Source organism: Streptomyces sp. NPDC059373 (genome assembly GCF_042751495.1).
Taxonomy (GTDB): Bacteria; Actinomycetota; Actinomycetes; order Streptomycetales; family Streptomycetaceae; genus Actinacidiphila.
Genome location: NZ_JBHYXC010000026.1, coordinates 76,241 through 92,958 on the forward strand (window position 1 = coordinate 76,241; position 16,718 = coordinate 92,958).

Genomic DNA, 16,718 nt, shown 5'->3' on the forward strand with positions numbered 1-16,718 from the left:
GGGGCCCTCGCGTCACGCGTTACGGGTGTTCGACGAGCACGCCGTCCCGCTCCTGGTAGACCGAGCCGGTCTGCGGGCACTCCCATCCGCCCGGCTCGCCGTCGCGTTCCACCAGCCGTACGCCGGCCCGGCCGACCCAGCCGACGCGGCGCGCGGGCACCCCCACGACCAGGGCGAAGTCCGGCACGTCCTTGGTGACGACCGCACCCGCGGCCACCAGCGCCCAGCGGCCGATCCGTACCGGAGCCACGCACACCGAGCGGGCGCCCAGCGACGCGCCCTCGGCGACCTTGACGCCGACGGCCTCCCAGTCGCCGCCACGCTTCTGCCTGCCGTCGGGGTCGACGGAACGCGGGTACTGGTCGTTGGTCAGGACGGCCGCCGGGCCGACGAAGACCCCGTCGCCCAGCTCGGCGGGCTCGTAGACCAGCGCGTAGTTCTGCAGTTTGACGTTGTCGCCGAGCCGTACGCCCGTACCGACATAGGCGCCCCGCCCGATGACGCAGCCCGCGCCGAGACTGGCCTTCTCGCGAATCTGCGCGAGTTCCCACACGGTGGTGCCGTCGCCGATCTCGGCGCTCTCATCCACCTGTGCTGTGGGCTGAATCCTGTAGCTCACCTGTGAACCTCCCGACTGCGACTCCGACCCGTGAGGATACGGCCCGTGGTTCCAGCAGCAGCGGCAGGCCCAGCACCACTGGTGTCCACATCAGCACACCAAGGCGGCCGGCCTCCTGCGCCAGAGGGTGACCGGTGACCAGCACGGCCCCTGTGACCGCCGCCGCCAGCACCGGCCAGCCGAGCCCGGCACCGTACGTCACCAGGGCCCAGGCGGCGAGAGCGGTGAGGAGAAGGAAGTACGGCATGGCTGCCTGTTCCGCGAACCAATGCGTCCAGAACCGGCCGGCGAGAGCGAACAGCCGCCCCCAGGGATCCGGCACGTCGGGATGCCGGAAGTGCCGGGTGAAGGTGTCCTGCAGAGTGATCTCCGACGACGGCAGGCCCAGCAGCCGCATCGCCGCGGCGGTCGCCAGCGTGGCCGTCCCGCACATCGCGGCGAGCAGTGCGGTGCCGGAGTGCCTGAGCCGCCGGGAGAAGGCCGCCGCCGCGACCGCGACCGCCGCCAGCAGGGCGGCGAGCACCAGGATCGAGGAATATCTGGTGACCGCGCCCAGCGCGAGCGAGGCCGCCATCACCGACCCGCCGGCCGCCGGGCGGCGCCGGAACAGCAGCACGGCCCCCCACAACGCCCCGAACGAGCACAGGGTGAACAGTCCCTCGCCCAGTGCCTGCATGCTCCACCAGCCCAGTGGCGACGCCAGAAAGGCAACCTGGCCGCCCACCGCCCCGCGCCACGACAGACCGGCGCCCCGCAGCAGCCCGGCCACCATCAGCGATCCCCCGGCCGCCGTCAGCAGCCCCAGCAGCCGCATCCCGCGCAGCACGCCGAACGCTCCGACGAAGGGCGCCGCCACCAGCGGATATCCCGGCCGGCTGGAGAAGATCGCCTGATAGCGCGGGTCGCCCGTGGTGATGTCCACGGCGTCGGCCCACCGCGCCAGGCATCGCTTCTCGTCCTCGCCCTTGACGACCCCCGGGGACTCCCCCAGCGGGTCGAGCCGGCTCGCGGCCGCCGCCTGGTCGGCCCGGCTGGCGCAGAACGCGGCCAGGGCCGTGCGGTGCGCCTGCGTGCGGGACTCGCCCAGGTACTGCTCCGCGGCACGCGCGTACCGGTACGAGTCGGGGAAGAACGTCCACTGTGATGCCGCGGTGAGCTGAAGCAGAACGAAGACCGCGGGCGCCAGGAGCAGGAGCGCGGCACGAAACACACGCCTGGCGGAGGGCGTCCGCGGCCGGGGTATCCGCTGTGGGGATGTCACGAGCCGGTCAGGCTAGCACCGAATCCGGCAGGCCGCGTACGGCGCTGACCCGCAGGTCGCAGACCTCGGCCCGGGCTTGGGGCGAGGTGGCTGCCGGACAGGTCGACCGTCACGTCGACCGCGCGGGGGAACGCGTCATCGCGGGCCGGCGGGGGCCGACAGGGCCCGACAGGAGCGCAAACCGCTTGCTGTGATCGTGACGTGGTCGCGAGGATGGCGCCATGCCTGCTTTCACCGCTCCCGACGGGACTGAACTCGCCTACCACGTCGTCGGTGAGGGAGAGCCGCTGCTCTGCCTGCCGGGCGGCCCCATGCGGGCCTCGGCCTACCTCGGGGATCTCGGTGGGCTGTCGGGGGAGCGGCGGCTGGTGATGCTCGACCTGCGGGGTACCGGTGACTCGGGTGTTCCCGCGGACCCGGCGACGTATCGGTGTGACCGGCAGGTCGACGATGTCGAGGCCTTCCGTGATCACCTCGGGTTGGAGCGGGTGGACCTTCTCGCGCACTCGGCGGCGGGCGATCTCGCCATTCTGTACGCGGCCCGGCACCCGGAGCGGATCCGCAGCCTGACACTGATCACGGCCCGGGCTCGGGCCCTTGGGGTCGACTTCACCGAGGAGCACCGCAGGGAGGCGGCGGCCCTGCGCGCGGGCGAGCCGTGGTTCGAAGCCGCGTACGAGGCGTACGAAGCGGTGTGGGCCGGGTCGGCGACGGATGACGACTGGGATGCCGTCGCACCGTTCTTCTACGGGCGTTGGGACGCGGCGGCGCGGGCGCATGCCGCGGCGGAGGTCGAGCAGAGCAACTTCGAGGCCGCGGATGTCTACGCGTCCTCCGGCGCCTTCGATCCCGCCTCGGCCCTGGCCGCGATCGCCGCGCTGGACGCACGGGTGCTGGTCCTCGCGGGTGAGAGGGACAGTGGCCCGCTCCCCCGCGTCGCGGCCGGCATCGCGGAGCTGTATCCCAAGGCCGAACTGGCCGTTCAGCCGGGCGCCGGGCACTTCCCGTGGCTCGACGACCCCGGCCGCTTCAGGCGCACCGTCACGACGTTCCTCCGGTGACCGGGCCGACGCCCGGCAGCGTCAGGGCTTGCGGCCGACGCCGCAGACCGCGGTCGACTCCCCTGATGCAGGTGTCGCCCGGACGGGCGGATACCTGGACGCCGGCGGTGTCAGGCGCGCCCTGACGTCCCCGCAGCGAGCCCCGCACGGCCCAGACGGCGGATGCGCTCGGCACCATGCCGGGCGTCGTCATCGGCGACGGATGACCAGTACGGCCACGTCGTCGAGGTGGTCCACCGCGTCCGCCGCGTCGAGGACTCGGTCAGCGGTCGCCTCGGTTCTCAGCCCTTCGTGAAGGGCTTCGGCGGCCAGCCTTCCGGCCCGCTCCAGTCCGGCTTCCAGCGTCAGGCCCGGTCCTTCGACCACGCCGTCGGTGACCATGACCAGCGCTCTGTCCTTGTCCAGTGTGAAGGTCTCCTCGGGGTAGTCGGTGTCGGAGAGGATCCCCAGGACCGGGCCGCCGGGGAGCTTGAGAACCTCGTGGCTGCCGTCCTTGTGTGCGGACAGCACCGGCACGTGGCCGGCGCTGGTGCCCGTGACCTGTCCGTCGCGTGAGTCGATGTGCAGCATGGTGCAGCTGGCGAATAGTGCGGCACCCATCGTGACGAGCAGTTCGTTGGTGCGCGACAGCACAGTTCCCGGAGCCGGTTCGTGGGCGGCGATCGCACGCATGGACGCGCGTACTTGTCCCATGAATGCCGCGGCGTCCACGTCGTGCCCTTGAACATCGCCGATCGCCAGTGCGACCGCGCTGTCGGGCAGGACGAAGGCGTCGTACCAGTCGCCGCCGATGTCCAGCCCGTCCCGGCTCGGACGATAGCGAGCGGCGACCTCCAGGCCCGGAAGATGTTCGGGCAGCGTCGGGAGCATGCTCTTCTGGAGCGCCGTGGCCAGTTCGAGGCGGGCTTGCTGCGATCTGACGCGTCGCAGTGCCTGGCCCGCAAGGTCGGCCAGAGTGCCCATGAGGGCCCGCTCGTCCGGGGACGGCCGGTAGTCGCGACCGTATATCACCGCCCAACCCCCGAGCGGCTGATCGTCGACCCGACCGAGTGGGGTGACCAAGGCAGCGCGACCGGAGCCGGGCAGGTCGAACCATGACAAAGAGGCCCCGTGCGGCCAGCACCGGATGTAGTCCTCCTGGCTGCCGATGACCAGCGGCTCGCCGGTGCGGATCGCATCGGGCAGCGGACTCGGATCGTCCAGGGACAGGCCGTGCAGGGCGTCGGCCTCCTCGGTGGATATCCCGGCATCGGTGGAGACGCGCAGGGACCTGCCGTCGACGAGCGCGAGCAGGGCGCCGCACCCCTCGAAAGTCGTGGCGAGCCGGGTCAGGATGACCTGCTCAAGCCCCTGCTCCGTGGTCGCGGTGATCAAGGCGGAGGAGAATTCGGCGATCAAGCCGGCGCGCTCCTGCTCGGCGCTCAGCGCGGCCTGCATCTCGTCCTTGTGCCTCTTTTGCTCGGTGTCGTCGCGGACCACCCCGAAGGTCACCGTAGGGCCGCCATACCCCAGATCGACTCGACGGGCCTGGCAGGCCAGATGGTGCCAGCCATCGTCATCGGCACGGAACCGAAGCTCGATCCAGGGAGACTCGGCGGACGTCGGCCGCAACAGCCGCCGGAGCGCCTTCCGGTCGTCATGGTGGACTCGCGCCGTCACCCAGGACAAAGACACCGCGGCCTTCGGGAAGAGCGCGGCCATCGCAGGTGCGCCCCCTGTCCACTCCAGCTGACGATCGAAGGAGGAATACATCCACAGACCGAGACCGGCGGCCTTGGCCGCCAACCGGAACGGGATCAGCAGGCTGGCCAGGTCGTTTTGCGTGTCCAGCGAATGGACCCACACCAACCGCCCGTCACCTGCGGAATCCTCCACCTGCCGCGCCTCGACCAGGAAGACCAGGGACGCCCCGCCAGACCCAGGGAACTCCAGCACAGTCATCGCGAGCCGCTTGCCCGTAGCTCCCTGGGCCAGCAGACGTTCCGCCGAGATCTTCTGCCCCGCCGGCAACAAAGCAGCGAAGTCACGGCCCACGCACCGCTCCGCCGGCCTCCCCAGCGCCGTCGCCATCGCCGCGTTGAGGCGGCGGACGTCACCGCCCGAGCTCACAAGAGCCGACGGGTAAGCCCCTCCGAGAAGTTCGTCCGAGGCTTCCATCCGAGGCTTCCTGACAATCGTCGAACGATGCCCACGTCGTCCCCATCCTATTCCCGGTACTTCTTTCGCACCGCAGAATGTTGACGCCGCTCACATCATTCAGCGCATCTGGCCACTGTCGAGTTCGCCTCAGGCGTCCATGGCGGAGGTCACCGGTGCCGGGGTGGTGGTGCGGGGGCGGCTGCCGAGGCGGCCGGCGGCGGGGACGAGGGCGATGGCGACCGCGCCGGTCACGCCGGCCAGGGCGAAGGTGGTGAAGCCCCAGCTCTGGCTGCCGTTGGAGGCGAGGGCGCCGACCAGCCAGGGTCCGACGACGGCGCCGGTACGGCCGATGCCGGTGACCCAGCCCAGTCCGGTGGCGCGTTCGCTGTCGCGGTAGAGGGTGTTGGAGGTCGCGTAGACCATCACCTGGGCGCTGAACAGCCACACGCCGGTGATCGCCACGACGGCGTACGTGAGGCCGAGGGACAGGTGCGACTTCAGCAGCAGCGCGCCAACGGCCGTGAGGGTGAACCAGATCGCCGAGACCCGGGCCGGCCCGAAGCGGTCGGCGGTCCGGCCGGCGATCAGCATGCCGACGATCCCGCCCGCGTTGATGACCAGAAGGAAGCTGACGGAGGAGGTCATCCCGTAGCCGGACGCCTTCATCATGGTCGGCAGCCAGGTGCTGACCCCGTAGACGAGGAGCAGGCCGCAGAAGGAGGCCACCCACAGCAGCGGGGTCGCCCAGCGGGACTCGGGGCGGAACAGCGCGAGGACGGCGTCCACCCGGCCCCGGGCTCCGGCGGCCGGGCTGGCGACCGGCGTCGGCCGGGGCAGCCCGTAGCGGTCGGCCACCCCGTCGGCCCGGTCGCGGTGGCCCCGGGAGAGCAGGACGCCGGGCGACTCGGGCATGAGCCTCAGCAGCAGCGGGACGGTGATCACTGCGGGCACCACGCCCGCCCAGAACACCCAACGCCAGCCCACGGAGGGCGCGACGGTCAGTCCGAGGACCGTCGCGAACATGCCGCCCGCGTGGTACGAGGTCATCAGCAGGCCCGTCGTCAGCGCGGCCCGGCGCGGCGGAGCGAACTCCATCACCATGGCCAGGGCCAGCGGCATGAGGCCGCCGAGCCCGAGTCCGGAGACGAAGCGTCCGGCGCCGAACAAGGCGGTCGATCCGGCCAGGGCGCACAGCGCGGAGCCCATGGAGAACAGCGCGACGCTGGCGGCGAGGATGGGCCTGCGACCGATCCAGTCCGTGACATTGCCCGCGGTGAGCGCGCCGATGAGCATGCCGAAGGTGGTCCAGCTGCCGATGGTGCCCGCGATCGAGGTGGTCAGGCCCAGCCCGCTGTCCTCGAGCATGTGGGGCATGACGGCGCCGTAGATGTTGACGTCCATGCCGTCGAAGAACACGGCCAGCCAGCACAGGGCCAGGACCGGGAAGACGGAGCGGAAGGTGTGAGGTGGGCGTTGCGCGTCGTGGGTTCCGGAGCCGGAGAAGGTCGTCATCGTCATTCCCTGGGTTGCGAGGGGTGTTGCGAGGGGCCCTGCGAGAGGCGTCGTACGGGGCTTGGTGGGGAGACCGGCCGGCGGTGGCACCGGTCGGTTGCCGAGATCGGAGGTGCGACCTCCGGTTCGCGGTCACGATAGCACCAAGCGGAGATTACGTCTCCAGTTTGAGCCGAGCACCATGTGATGTCCGTTTCCCGCCAGCGTCCGGCGCGCGACCGGCGCACAGTGGTGGGGTGATGAGCGAGGACAGCAGGTACGAGGCGGTGTGCAGCCGGGACGCGCGGTTCGACGGGGTCTTCTTCTTCGCCGTGACCAGCACGGGGATCTACTGCCGCCCGAGCTGCCCCGCAGTCACGCCCAGGCGCGGGAACGTACGGTTCTTCGCGACGGCGGCCGCGGCCCAGGGCGCCGGGTTCCGGGCCTGCCGGCGCTGCCGCCCGGACGCGGTGCCGGGGTCGGCGGAGTGGAACGCGCGGGCGGATGCCGTCGGGCGGGCGGTGCGGCTGATCGGCGACGGCGTCGTGGACCGGGAGGGCGTGGCGGGCCTGGCGGCGCGGCTGGGCTACAGCGCGCGGCAGGTGCAGCGGCAGCTCAACGCCGAGCTGGGGGCCGGGCCCATCGCGCTGGCCCGGGCGCAGCGGGGGCACACCGCGCGGATACTGCTGCAGACCACCGGCATGCAGGCCGCCGAGGTCGCGTTCGCGGCCGGGTTCGCCAGCGTGCGGCAGTTCAACGACACGATCCGCGAGATCTACGCCCTCACGCCCAGCGAACTGCGCACCGCGCGCCCCGGCCACCGGTCCCGCTTCGGCTCCGTCGCCTCCCCGGGTGCGTCCGGCGGGATCCCGCTGCGCCTCGCCTACCGGGGCGCGTACGACACCGAGCAGGTCTTCGACCATCTGGCGTACCGCGCGGTCACCGGCATTGAGGAGCTCACCGGCGAGCGCGGCACCCGCACCTACCGGCGCACCCTGCGGCTGCCGCACGGCCATGGCGTGGCCGAGGTCAGCGAGGCCACCGGCGCGGGCGGCTGGCTGGAGTGCCGGCTGCACCTGAGCGAGCTGCGGGACCTGACCACCGCGACCCAGCGCATCCGCCGGCTTTTCGACCTGGACGCCGACCCCTACGCGGTCGCCGACCGCCTCGGCGCGGACCCCCTCATGGGCGCCCTGGTGCGGCGACGGCCCGGCCTGCGCGCTCCCGGCGCCGCCGACCCGCACGAGCTGGCCGTACGCGCGGTGCTGGGCCAGCAGGTCACCGTCGCAGCCGGGCAGCGGCTCGGCGGCGCCCTGGTGGAGGCGTACGGGGAGCCGCTGCCGGCCCCGAGCGGCGGGCTCAGCCACCTCTTCCCCCGGGCCGCCGACCTGGCCGACGCGTCGCTGAGCGAGATGGGCATGCCGGAGTCCCGCCGGGCCACGCTGCGCACCCTGGCGACGGCGCTGGCCGACGGTACGGTCCGCCTCGACCCCGGCGCCGACCGCGATGCCACGGAGCAGGATCTGCAGGGTCTGCGCGGCATCGGCCCCTGGACGGCCGGTTACATCCGCATGCGTGCCCTGGGCGACCCCGATGTCCTGCTGGAGGGTGACGTGGCCGTCCGGGCGGCCGCCCGCCGCACCGGAATCTCGCTCCAGGACGCCGAGGCCTGGCGGCCCTGGCGCAGCTACGCGATGCACCATCTGTGGAACGGAGGTGACCGGTGACCGCCCTCATCCCCCGCCCGCGCCTGCGGGTCGCGCCGGGCGCGGTCCACGTGCCCGGCTGGCTGACCCTCGGGCAGCAGCAGGAGCTGGTGGCCGCGTGCCGTGGCTGGGCCAGGGGGCCGGTGCCGATCCGGCACACCCGGCTGCCGCGCGGTGGCGTGATGTCCGTGCAGACCGTGTGCCTGGGCTGGCACTGGCAGCCGTACGCCTACACCCGCACCGCGGACGACGTGAACGGCCGGCGCGTCGCCGAATTCCCGGACTGGCTGGCCGACTTGGGCCGCCGGGCGCTGGTCGAGGCGTACGAGGACGAGACGGCCGGGGACGGCTACGCACCCGACACCGCGCTGATCAACTTCTACGACAGCCAGGCCAGGCTCGGTATGCACCAGGACAAGGACGAACGCTCCGGCGCCCCCGTGGTGTCCCTCACCATCGGTGACAGCTGCGTCTTCCGCTTCGGCAACACCGAGACCCGTACCAAGCCCTACACCGACCTCGAACTCGCCTCGGGCGACCTCTTCGTCTTCGGCGGTCCCTCGCGCTACGCCTTCCACGCCGTTCCGAAGATCCACCCCGGCACCGGCGACCCCGCCACCGGTCTGGCCTCCGGCCGGCTGAACATCACCATGCGCGTCACCGGCCTGAACGACGGACAGGCGCGCCCGTGAGCACGGGCGCGCCTGTCGGTCGGATTCAGCAGGGTTACGCGGCGGCGGACCTGCGGGGTGCGGAACGCTCCGGCTTGCCGCCACCCGCACGGCGGGCCTGGGAGGAGCGGCTGCGGCGGCCACGGGAGGAGGCGGCGCTGCGCTGCGGACGCTCCGCGGCCGGGGTGCTGATGGTGACCGGGATGCCGGACGGGGTCTGCGCACCGGTGATCCGGGTCAGCTCGGCCTCGCCGGAGCGGACCTCGGTGGTACGCGGGGTGATGCCGGCGGTGGCCATCAGGCGGGCCATCTCACGGCGCTGGTTGGGGGTCACCAGGGTGACGACCATGCCGGACTCCCCCGCGCGGGCGGTGCGGCCGCCACGGTGCAGGTAGTCCTTGTGGTCGGTCGGCGGGTCGACGTTGACCACCAGGTCGAGGTTGTCCACGTGGATGCCGCGGGCGGCGACATTGGTGGCCACCAGGACGTTGACGTGCCCGTCCTTGAACTGGGCGAGGGTGCGGGTGCGCTGCGGCTGGGACTTGCCGCCGTGCAGCGCCGCCGCGCGGACGCCGCTGGCCAGCAGGTCCTTGGTGAGCCGGTCGACGGCGTGCTTGGTGTCCAGGAACAGCAGCACCCGGCCGTCGCGGGCCGCGATCTCGGTGGTGGTGGCGTGCTTGTCCGCGCTGTGGACGTGCAGCACGTGGTGCTCCATGGTGGTGACCGCGCCGGCCGAGGGGTCCACGGAGTGAACCACCGGGTCGTGCAGGTACTGGCGCACCAGCCGGTCGACGTTACGGTCCAGGGTGGCCGAGAACAGCATCCGCTGCCCGTCCGGGCGGACCTGGTCGAGCAGCGCCGTGACCTGCGGCATGAAGCCCATGTCGGCCATCTGGTCGGCCTCGTCGAGGACGGTGATCCCGACCCGGTCCAGGCGGCAGTCGCCCCGGTCGATCAGGTCCTTGAGCCGTCCGGGAGTGGCGACGACGACCTCGGTGCCGCCCCGCAGGGCGCTCGCCTGCCGGCCGATCGACAGGCCGCCGACCACGGTGGCCAGCCGCAGCTTCAGTGCCTGCGCGTACGGAGTGAGGGCGTCGGTGACCTGCTGGGCCAGCTCACGGGTGGGAACGAGGATCAGGGCGACCGGCTGCCGCGGCTGGGCACGCTGTCCGGCGGTGCGGGCCAGCAGCGCCAGGCCGAAGGCGAGGGTCTTGCCCGATCCGGTGCGGCCACGGCCGAGCACGTCGCGGCCGGCCAGCGAGTTCGGCAGCGTGGCCGCCTGGATCGGGAACGGCTCGGTCACGCCCTGGGCGGTGAGGGTCGTCAGCAGCTCGGACGGCATCTCCAGGTCGGCGAAGGCGGCGACGGCCGGAAGTGCCGGGGTGATGGTGACCGGCATCGCGAACTCGCCCTGCACCGCGGCGGGACGGCGGCCGGGGGTACGCCCCGGGTTGCGCCCGGCGGAAGACCCACGCCCGGCGGAGCCACCACCAGAACGGTTACGGGAATAGGGGCTGTTCGAACGTGTGGTGCGGTTCAACGGAGAACCCTCCTCGATGCGGCGCGGTCGAGGGAGTCTCGGCGGCCGGCAGCCGCACAAGGAATCGCAAGAACGAGCCGAAAACAAAAAACGGAAACGAAGCCGGGACGGGAACAGCCCGCGCCGATCGCTGGTGAGCGGCCGGCGGCCGGCCCGGAAAGGGCCGCCGTTCGGCGCGAAAGTGTGCTGTGGCGGTCTGCCGCCACTGGCAAAGCGGAGGGCCCGCACCGGTGGTGCGGGCCCTGCTGCGTGGCGCTGGTCAGCGTCAGGCCGGAACGATGTTCTCGGCCTGCGGGCCCTTCTGGCCCTGCGTGACGTCGAAGGTCACCTTCTGGCCTTCCTGCAGCTCGCGGAAGCCCTGGGTGGCGATGTTCGAGTAGTGGGCGAAGACGTCAGCGCCGCCACCGTCCTGCTCGATGAAGCCGAAACCCTTTTCCGCGTTGAACCACTTCACGGTGCCACTAGCCATGTCAATCTCCTTCGATAGGGGGCAAAACCGGAATCCGCGTGTGCTGATTCCGCGTCGCCGCATTGACCCATCCGGAGATGACCGGCAAAAGAAATGCGCCCGACGGTCACAACCCGTCAGGCGCACACAAACTTCATGGGTACCAAAACTGCAACTGACCTAAAGGTACCACGGACGGGCCCCGCCCTGTTCAGATGCGGTCGCGCAGCCGCCGCTCACGGCCGTACAGGCCGACCACGGCGAGGATCAGCCCACCCGTGATCATCTGCTGGTCGGCCGAGGAGAGCTGGGCGGCGCTGAGCAGGAGCGCGACCACGGACAGGACGAGGGCGCCGAGGACGGTGCGCCAGTAGTCGCCGCGGCCGCCGAACATCGTGCCGCCGACGATGACGGCGCCCAGGGAGTCGAAGAGGTACGGGTCGCCGATGGTGACGTTGCCCGATCCGGAGTAGCCGGCCAGGAGGATGCCGACGAAGGTGGCCAGGACGGCGCTGGCGACGTAGGCGCAGATCCAGGTGCGGCCGACGCGGACGAGGGCGAGCTTGGCGGCGGGCTGGTTGACGCCGGTGAGGTAGAGGTTGCGCCCGGCGCGGGTGCGGGTCAGGACGAGGCCGATGACCAGGGCGACGAGGGCCCAGATCAGGACGACGGGCGGGACGGCCAGGCCGAAGGTGGTGCCGTTGGCCGCGGTGAGCTTGCCGAGCCAGGAGGGCGAGACGCCGGTGGCGGCGCCGTTGATCCACTTGAGGATCAGCCCCGACAGCAGGGCGCTGACGCCCAGCGTGACGATCAGCGGTTCCACCTTGAAGCGGAACGACACCAGGCCGTTGACCAGCCCGCCGAGCACGCCGACGGTCAGGGCGACGGCCACGGCGGCCCCGGTGGACCAGTGGTCGGTGCCGCACAGCTCGGCGATGATCACGTCGCCGGCGGAGATGAAGGCCGCGATGGAGAAGTCGATCCCGCCGACCAGTACGACGATGGTCTGCCCGGCGCCGGCCAGCCCGAGCAGGGAGGCGTTGATGAGGATCGCGTACAGCACGCGGTCCGAGCCGAAGCCGTCGATGGTGGCCAGGCCGTAGCCGTACAGGGCGACCAGCGCGAGAAGTTGCAGCAGGGGGAAGCGGCGCTGCCACTCGGCGAGGGCGGGGAGGAAGGGCACCCGGCCGGTGGTGGTGGGCGCGGTGGTGTCGGTCATGCGGCTGCCCTCCTGTGGGCGTTGGTCAGGACGGCTCCCACGACCACGGCGAAGAGCAGCATCGCGCCGTAGATCGCGGTGGACCACAGGGTGGACACGTTGACCTCGTTGAGGAGGTTGTTGATCAGGTAGATACTGCCCGCGCCGAGCAGCGAGCCGAAGAGCGAGCCGCGCCCGCCGGACAGCGCCGTGCCGCCCAGGGCCACCGAGGCGATGGCGAGCAGCGTGTACTGGGTGGCCATGCTGGCCGCGCCCTCGCTGATCAGCGCCATGAGGGCGAGGCCGCCGATGCCCGCGAAGAGCCCGCCGAGTGCGTACGCGGCGATCCTGACCCCGGGCACGTTCACCCCGGCGGAGAAGGCCGTGGCGTCGTCGCCGCCGACCGCGTAGAGGGCCTTGATGAACGGCGTACGACCCAGCAGCCACCAGATCACCAGGGGCGCGCCGATGGTGAGCACCGCGCCCGGGACCGGGCCGATCGAACCGGCCAGGTCCTTGGTCCAGGAGGTGCTGCCGGAGGGCACCGAGTCTCCCTGGACGTCGGTGGCGAGGCCGCCGATGACGATGTTGGCGCAGAGCGTGGCGACGACCGGCTGGAAGCGCAGGACGGCGACCATGAAGCCGTTGAGCGCGCCGATGGCCGTGCCGATGGCCAGGCAGACCGGGATGACGACCAGCGGTGAAGTGAGGCCGTTGGGCAGCAGGTTGGCCACGATGACGATGTCGACCAGGGTCAGCACCGGCCCGATCGAGATGTCGATACCGCCGCCGCCGGACAGGATCGCCGGGGTGCTGGCCATCGCGGCGAGCGCGAGCGGCGCGAAGGAGGCCAGCACGGTGGGCCAGTTGGAGAAGGCCGCGAAGGCGGGCTGGACGGCGATGTCGGCCAGCAGCAGGGTCAGCGTGAGCAGCCCCGCGAAGGCGTAGGGGCGCCGGCCGAGCAGCCCTCTGAAGGCGGCGAGGGCGGTCATGAGGCACCTTCCGAGGGGGCGACGGGCACGGGTGGGCCCGCGTGAGCTTCTTCTTCGACCGTCCGGCCGAAGAAGGCCGCGACCAGTGACTGCCGGGTCAGTTCCTTGCGGTCCAAGGTCGCCGACAGCGTGCCCTCGCGGAAGACGAGGACCCGGTCCATCAGCTCGATGTGCTCGTCGACCTCGGTGGAGAGCATGACGACGGCCACGCCCTGCGCGGTCAGTTCGTCCAGCAGCGCGTAGATGTCGCGCTTGGCGCCGATGTCGACGCCACGGGTGGGGTCGTTGAGGAGCAGCACGCGGGGGTCGCGGGCCAGCCAGCGGGCGATGATGACCTTCTGCTGGTTGCCGCCCGACAGGGTGGTGATCGGGTCGGACTCCCGGCCCATGCGGATCTTCAGGCTCGCGCGGTACGCGGCGAAGCGTTCCAGCGCGGCCTTGCGGGACAGCAGTCCGAGGCGGGCGTCGCGGCCCATCGTCGCGGCGGCGAAGTTCTCCCGGATGGACAGGCTCCCGAACACGGCCTCGGCCCGCCGGTCGCGCGGTACGTAGCCGATGCCCGCGGCGGCGGCCCGCTGCTCGGAGTGGATCTCGGTCCCGGGTTCGGTGCCGTCCTGGACGCGCACCACCGAGCCGTCGCCGGGCGGTCCCTCCCACAGGGCCTTGATGAAGGCGTCCTGCCCCTGGCCCTCCAGCCCGGCCAGGCCGACCAGTTCGCCGGCCCGCAGGTCGAAGTGGACCGGCAGCGCCTCACCCCGAAGGCGCAGTCCCCGTACGCGCAGCAGCACCGGCGCCTCGGGGGACGGGGCCGCCCGGTGGGCCAGGCTGCCGCCCTCGGGGGCGCTCGTCAGGTGCTCGGCGCCGGTCATCAGCCGGACCAGCTCGGCGGTGGTGGCCCGCTCCGCGTCCAGCGTGGCGACGGACTCGCCGGAGCGCAGGACGGACACCCGGTCGGCTATCTCGTCGACCTCGTCCATCCGGTGGGAGACGAAGAGTACGGACATGCCGGCCGCCTTGCGCCGGGCGACGGCCTGGAACAGCCGGTTCCGGGTGGCCACGTCCAGCGCGCTGGTGGCCTCGTCCAGGATCAGCACCTTGGGCTCGCGCACCAGCGCCCGGGCGATCCCGCAGGCCTGCCGGTCGCTGAGCGAGAGGTGCTCGACCGGGGTGTCCAGGGCGGGCACCCGCTCCAGGAGTTCGCCCAGTACGGCGGCGGCCTTGGCGCGCTTGTCGCTCTCGGACACCCTGCGCCGGAACACCCCGTCGGCGCCGAGCCAGACGTTCTCCAGCACCGAGCGGGGGCCGACCACCAGGACCTCCTGGTAGACGGCCATCACGCCGGCACCGATCGCCGCCGCCGGGCCGGCGAGGCGGACCGTACGGCCACCGACCTGGAGGTCGCCGGAGTCGGGGGCGTGGACTCCGGTGAGGATCTTGACCAGGGTGCTCTTGCCGGATCCGTTCTCGCCCATCAGGGCGTGGACCTCACCCGCCAGCAGCCGGAGCGAGCAGGACCGCAAGGCCCTGGTCGCCCCGAACGACTTGGCGAGGCCGGTGACTTCGAGGGCCACCTGGCTCTGCTCGCTCAACGTACTGCTCCGTTCGTGCGCTTCGTGCGGCGGACAGGTCCTAGCCGAAGAAGCCGTCGATGTAGCTGTCCTCCGCGAAGGTCTGGCCGACGTCGCCGAGCGTGATCGTGGAGGCGTCACCGGTCTTGAAGGCGGACTTGGTGAACTTGGACAGGTTGTCGCTGGTCACCAGCGGCGGGTTGATCACGATGTCGGAGACCTTGACGCCGTCGCCGTCGAGCATGTGCTTGGCGACCTGTGACACGGCCTTGGCCAGTCCGTCGGCCGGGTTGTAGAGGCCAACGCCCTTGTAGCTGCTGTTGGCGCTCCAGTACGCCACGCCGCCCTTGGTCAGACCGTTGTCGGCGATGGTCGGCACGGTCACGTTGGTCTTCTGGAAGGCCGAGATGATGCCGGTGGTCATCGGGCCGCCCTCAAGGACGCCGCCGATGGTCTTGGTGGGGTTGGCCGCCAGGTACTGCTGGACCTTCGTCTGGGCGGTGGTCGGCGAGAAGTCGGTGTACGTCGAGTCGTCGAGCGTGATGCCCGAGCACTTCGCCAGGGCGGCCTTGGCGCCCTTGAAGGTGTCGGTGTCGATCGGCACACCCTTGATGCCGTGCACGCCGAGGATGGTGCCCTTGCCGCCCATGATCTTCGCGACGGCGGCGGCCTGCGCCTCGCCGGCGGCGAAGGAGTTCGGCACGACGTTGACGGTGTTCGCGTCCGCCACGTTGTTCAGCATCGAGATCGACGGGATGCCGGCCTTCGCGGCCTTGTCGACGACCGACTCGAAGCCCGAGGCCAGCGGCTGGTAGACGATCAGATCGACCTTGTCGGTGATCAGCTGGTTGAACTGGGCTATCTGATTGGTGACCTCGTTGGTCGACACCAGGTCGATGACCTTGTAGCCCTCGGCCTTCAGGTACTTCTGCAGCGCGGTGTTGATCAGGGTCTGGTACGGGTTGCTCAGCTGGGACTCGGAGATCCCGACGGTGATGGTCCCGGACTGCTTGCCCTTCCAGTTCGCCCACGCGCTCTTCTGGACGGTGCCGGAGTAGCCGCTGTACGCGGCCTCGTACGACCCGCCCAGCGCCTTGACCAGACCGGCGGCGTCGTTGAAGGAGGCGGTGGGCACCGACCCGCAGGCCGAGGAGGAGGACGAGCCGGTGGTGGAGCCGGCGGTGGAGGCCGAGGAGCTGTTGCAGGCCGACGCCGTGAGTGCGAGGAGGGTCACGGCACAGAGAGCGCCGGGGACACGGGCCATGCGGTGCGATGTGGCGGTGGCCGGTCTTGCGGTCATCGTGGGGACTCTCCTTTGAGTCTGATCACCATCAGTGCGGTGGCGGATGTGAAGCGAGGGTGCGCACTGACGCGTGGCGGTCGCGGGATCGCGCCGGACTGCTCGGAGCGTAGGAAGTGCCGGTCATAGCGGACAAGGTTCGGGGTCATCGCTGGTCGGCATGGGTGGTATATCCGCCACAGGCTCGCCCCGGGCGAGCCGGACCCCTCGCAGGTCGCGCCGCTTCCCGGAGCAGGGACCGCCTGCGGGCGGTGGCCTACCGGATGCGCAGGGCGAACTCGCACCAAACGATCTTGCCGGGGCCCCGTGCACCCACGCCCCATTTGTCCGACAGCGCCTCGACGAGGGTCAGACCGCGCCCGGACTCGTCGGCGACGTCGGGGATGCGCGGACGGCCGCCGCCGCTGTCGTGCAGTTCGACCCGCAGCAGCGCGTCCGGCTCCAGGCGGAGCCGGAGGCGGAAACCGCGCCCGGGGGGTACGCCGTGCAGGAGGGCGTTGGTCGCCAGCTCGCTCACGCAGAGCACGATGTCGTCGACCCGGTCGGGGGCCACGGCCCAGTCGCTCAGCACGTGCTTGGTGAACTCGCGGGCCGCGGCCACGGATCGGCGGGTCCGTGGGTAGAAGTACTGGCGGCAGCCGGGGTGTTCACATTCCTCAGTCATGCATCAAGCGTCGCTCTCTGTCACTAGGATCATGCAGTACGTCAGCCCGTACGGATCGGC

At 71.4% G+C, this 16,718-nt stretch carries 14 protein-coding genes; 3 read left to right on the forward strand and 11 right to left on the reverse strand.

The genetic code is table 11. The features are described from left to right. Nucleotides 1-19: 19 nt before the first annotated feature. Both ACFXJ5_RS28630 and ACFXJ5_RS28635 read right to left on the reverse strand, forming a co-directional pair. Complete coding sequence (locus tag ACFXJ5_RS28630) at nt 20-619, reverse strand: acyltransferase (RefSeq protein WP_384637088.1); 600 nt, start codon at nt 617-619, stop codon at nt 20-22. Continuing rightward, on the reverse strand, nt 582-1,829 hold the full coding sequence (locus tag ACFXJ5_RS28635) for a hypothetical protein (protein ID WP_384637091.1): 1,248 nt from the start codon (nt 1,827-1,829) through the stop codon (nt 582-584). Before ACFXJ5_RS28635 ends, ACFXJ5_RS28630 begins: the two co-directional genes overlap by 38 nt. 272 nt (nt 1,830-2,101) lie before the next feature. On the opposite strand from ACFXJ5_RS28635, the gene ACFXJ5_RS28640 reads away from it, so the two are divergent. Continuing rightward, on the forward strand, nt 2,102-2,941 hold the full coding sequence (locus ACFXJ5_RS28640; RefSeq protein ID WP_384637093.1) for an alpha/beta fold hydrolase: 840 nt from the start codon (nt 2,102-2,104) through the stop codon (nt 2,939-2,941). Nucleotides 2,942-3,130: 189 nt separating this feature from the next. Here ACFXJ5_RS28640 and ACFXJ5_RS28645 read toward each other — a convergent pair whose 3' ends face one another. Both ACFXJ5_RS28645 and ACFXJ5_RS28650 read right to left on the reverse strand, forming a co-directional pair. Beyond that, nucleotides 3,131-5,098 (reverse strand): SpoIIE family protein phosphatase, encoded by a 1,968-nt coding sequence (locus ACFXJ5_RS28645; protein ID WP_384637096.1) that lies wholly within the window; start codon nt 5,096-5,098, stop codon nt 3,131-3,133. A 129-nt stretch (nt 5,099-5,227) separates the two neighbouring features. Beyond that, nucleotides 5,228-6,592, reverse strand: coding sequence for an MFS transporter (locus tag ACFXJ5_RS28650; RefSeq protein ID WP_384637099.1), 1,365 nt, complete (start codon nt 6,590-6,592; stop codon nt 5,228-5,230). A 239-nt stretch (nt 6,593-6,831) separates the two neighbouring features. Here ACFXJ5_RS28650 and ACFXJ5_RS28655 point away from each other — a divergent pair, with 239 nt between their 5' ends. After that, a complete protein-coding gene (locus ACFXJ5_RS28655) occupies nt 6,832-8,298 on the forward strand; it encodes an AlkA N-terminal domain-containing protein (RefSeq protein ID WP_384637102.1) in 1,467 nt (488 codons plus the stop codon). Beyond that, the gene (locus ACFXJ5_RS28660) at nt 8,295-8,969 is read left to right on the forward strand and encodes an alpha-ketoglutarate-dependent dioxygenase AlkB family protein (RefSeq protein WP_384637105.1); all 675 of its coding nucleotides are present in this window, start codon (nt 8,295-8,297) and stop codon (nt 8,967-8,969) included. The genes ACFXJ5_RS28655 and ACFXJ5_RS28660 overlap by 4 nt, the downstream gene beginning before the upstream one ends. Nucleotides 8,970-9,003: 34 nt before the next feature. Here the strand turns inward: ACFXJ5_RS28660 and ACFXJ5_RS28665 are convergent, their stop codons facing one another. The 7 genes from ACFXJ5_RS28665 to ACFXJ5_RS28695 all read right to left on the reverse strand — a co-directional run bounded on the left by ACFXJ5_RS28665 (nt 9,004) and on the right by ACFXJ5_RS28695 (nt 16,658). Then, a complete protein-coding gene (locus ACFXJ5_RS28665; RefSeq protein ID WP_384637108.1) occupies nt 9,004-10,488 on the reverse strand; it encodes a DEAD/DEAH box helicase in 1,485 nt (494 codons plus the stop codon). A 265-nt stretch (nt 10,489-10,753) separates the two neighbouring features. Then, a complete protein-coding gene (locus ACFXJ5_RS28670; protein WP_069779708.1) occupies nt 10,754-10,957 on the reverse strand; it encodes a cold-shock protein in 204 nt (67 codons plus the stop codon). Nucleotides 10,958-11,147: 190 nt separating this feature from the next. After that, nucleotides 11,148-12,155, reverse strand: coding sequence for an ABC transporter permease (locus ACFXJ5_RS28675; protein ID WP_384637111.1), 1,008 nt, complete (start codon nt 12,153-12,155; stop codon nt 11,148-11,150). Continuing rightward, a complete protein-coding gene (locus tag ACFXJ5_RS28680; RefSeq protein WP_384637114.1) occupies nt 12,152-13,126 on the reverse strand; it encodes an ABC transporter permease in 975 nt (324 codons plus the stop codon). Before ACFXJ5_RS28680 ends, ACFXJ5_RS28675 begins: the two co-directional genes overlap by 4 nt. After that, nucleotides 13,123-14,715 (reverse strand): sugar ABC transporter ATP-binding protein, encoded by a 1,593-nt coding sequence (locus ACFXJ5_RS28685; protein WP_384637117.1) that lies wholly within the window; start codon nt 14,713-14,715, stop codon nt 13,123-13,125. The genes ACFXJ5_RS28680 and ACFXJ5_RS28685 overlap by 4 nt, the downstream gene beginning before the upstream one ends. 40 nt (nt 14,716-14,755) lie before the next feature. Further along, nucleotides 14,756-15,994: a substrate-binding domain-containing protein gene (locus ACFXJ5_RS28690; RefSeq protein ID WP_384637120.1), complete on the reverse strand. Its 1,239-nt coding sequence runs from the start codon at nt 15,992-15,994 to the stop codon at nt 14,756-14,758. A 256-nt stretch (nt 15,995-16,250) separates the two neighbouring features. Continuing rightward, on the reverse strand, nt 16,251-16,658 hold the full coding sequence (locus tag ACFXJ5_RS28695; protein WP_384637123.1) for an ATP-binding protein: 408 nt from the start codon (nt 16,656-16,658) through the stop codon (nt 16,251-16,253). Between the last annotated feature and the right edge of the window lie 60 nt (nt 16,659-16,718).

Bases quoted from the DNA above. Each gene is read 5' to 3' on its own strand.
- ACFXJ5_RS28640 (WP_384637093.1), top strand. From the start codon at position 2,102: ATGCCTGCTTTCACCGCTCCCGACGGGACTGAACTCGCCTACCACGTC.
- ACFXJ5_RS28645 (WP_384637096.1), bottom strand. From the start codon at position 5,098: ATGGAAGCCTCGGACGAACTTCTCGGAGGGGCTTACCCGTCGGCTCTT.
- ACFXJ5_RS28650 (WP_384637099.1), bottom strand. From the start codon at position 6,592: ATGACGACCTTCTCCGGCTCCGGAACCCACGACGCGCAACGCCCACCT.
- ACFXJ5_RS28655 (WP_384637102.1), top strand. From the start codon at position 6,832: ATGAGCGAGGACAGCAGGTACGAGGCGGTGTGCAGCCGGGACGCGCGG.
- ACFXJ5_RS28670 (WP_069779708.1), bottom strand. From the start codon at position 10,957: ATGGCTAGTGGCACCGTGAAGTGGTTCAACGCGGAAAAGGGTTTCGGC.
- ACFXJ5_RS28675 (WP_384637111.1), bottom strand. From the start codon at position 12,155: ATGACCGACACCACCGCGCCCACCACCACCGGCCGGGTGCCCTTCCTC.
- ACFXJ5_RS28680 (WP_384637114.1), bottom strand. From the start codon at position 13,126: ATGACCGCCCTCGCCGCCTTCAGAGGGCTGCTCGGCCGGCGCCCCTAC.
- ACFXJ5_RS28690 (WP_384637120.1), bottom strand. From the start codon at position 15,994: ATGACCGCAAGACCGGCCACCGCCACATCGCACCGCATGGCCCGTGTC.
- ACFXJ5_RS28695 (WP_384637123.1), bottom strand. From the start codon at position 16,658: ATGACTGAGGAATGTGAACACCCCGGCTGCCGCCAGTACTTCTACCCA.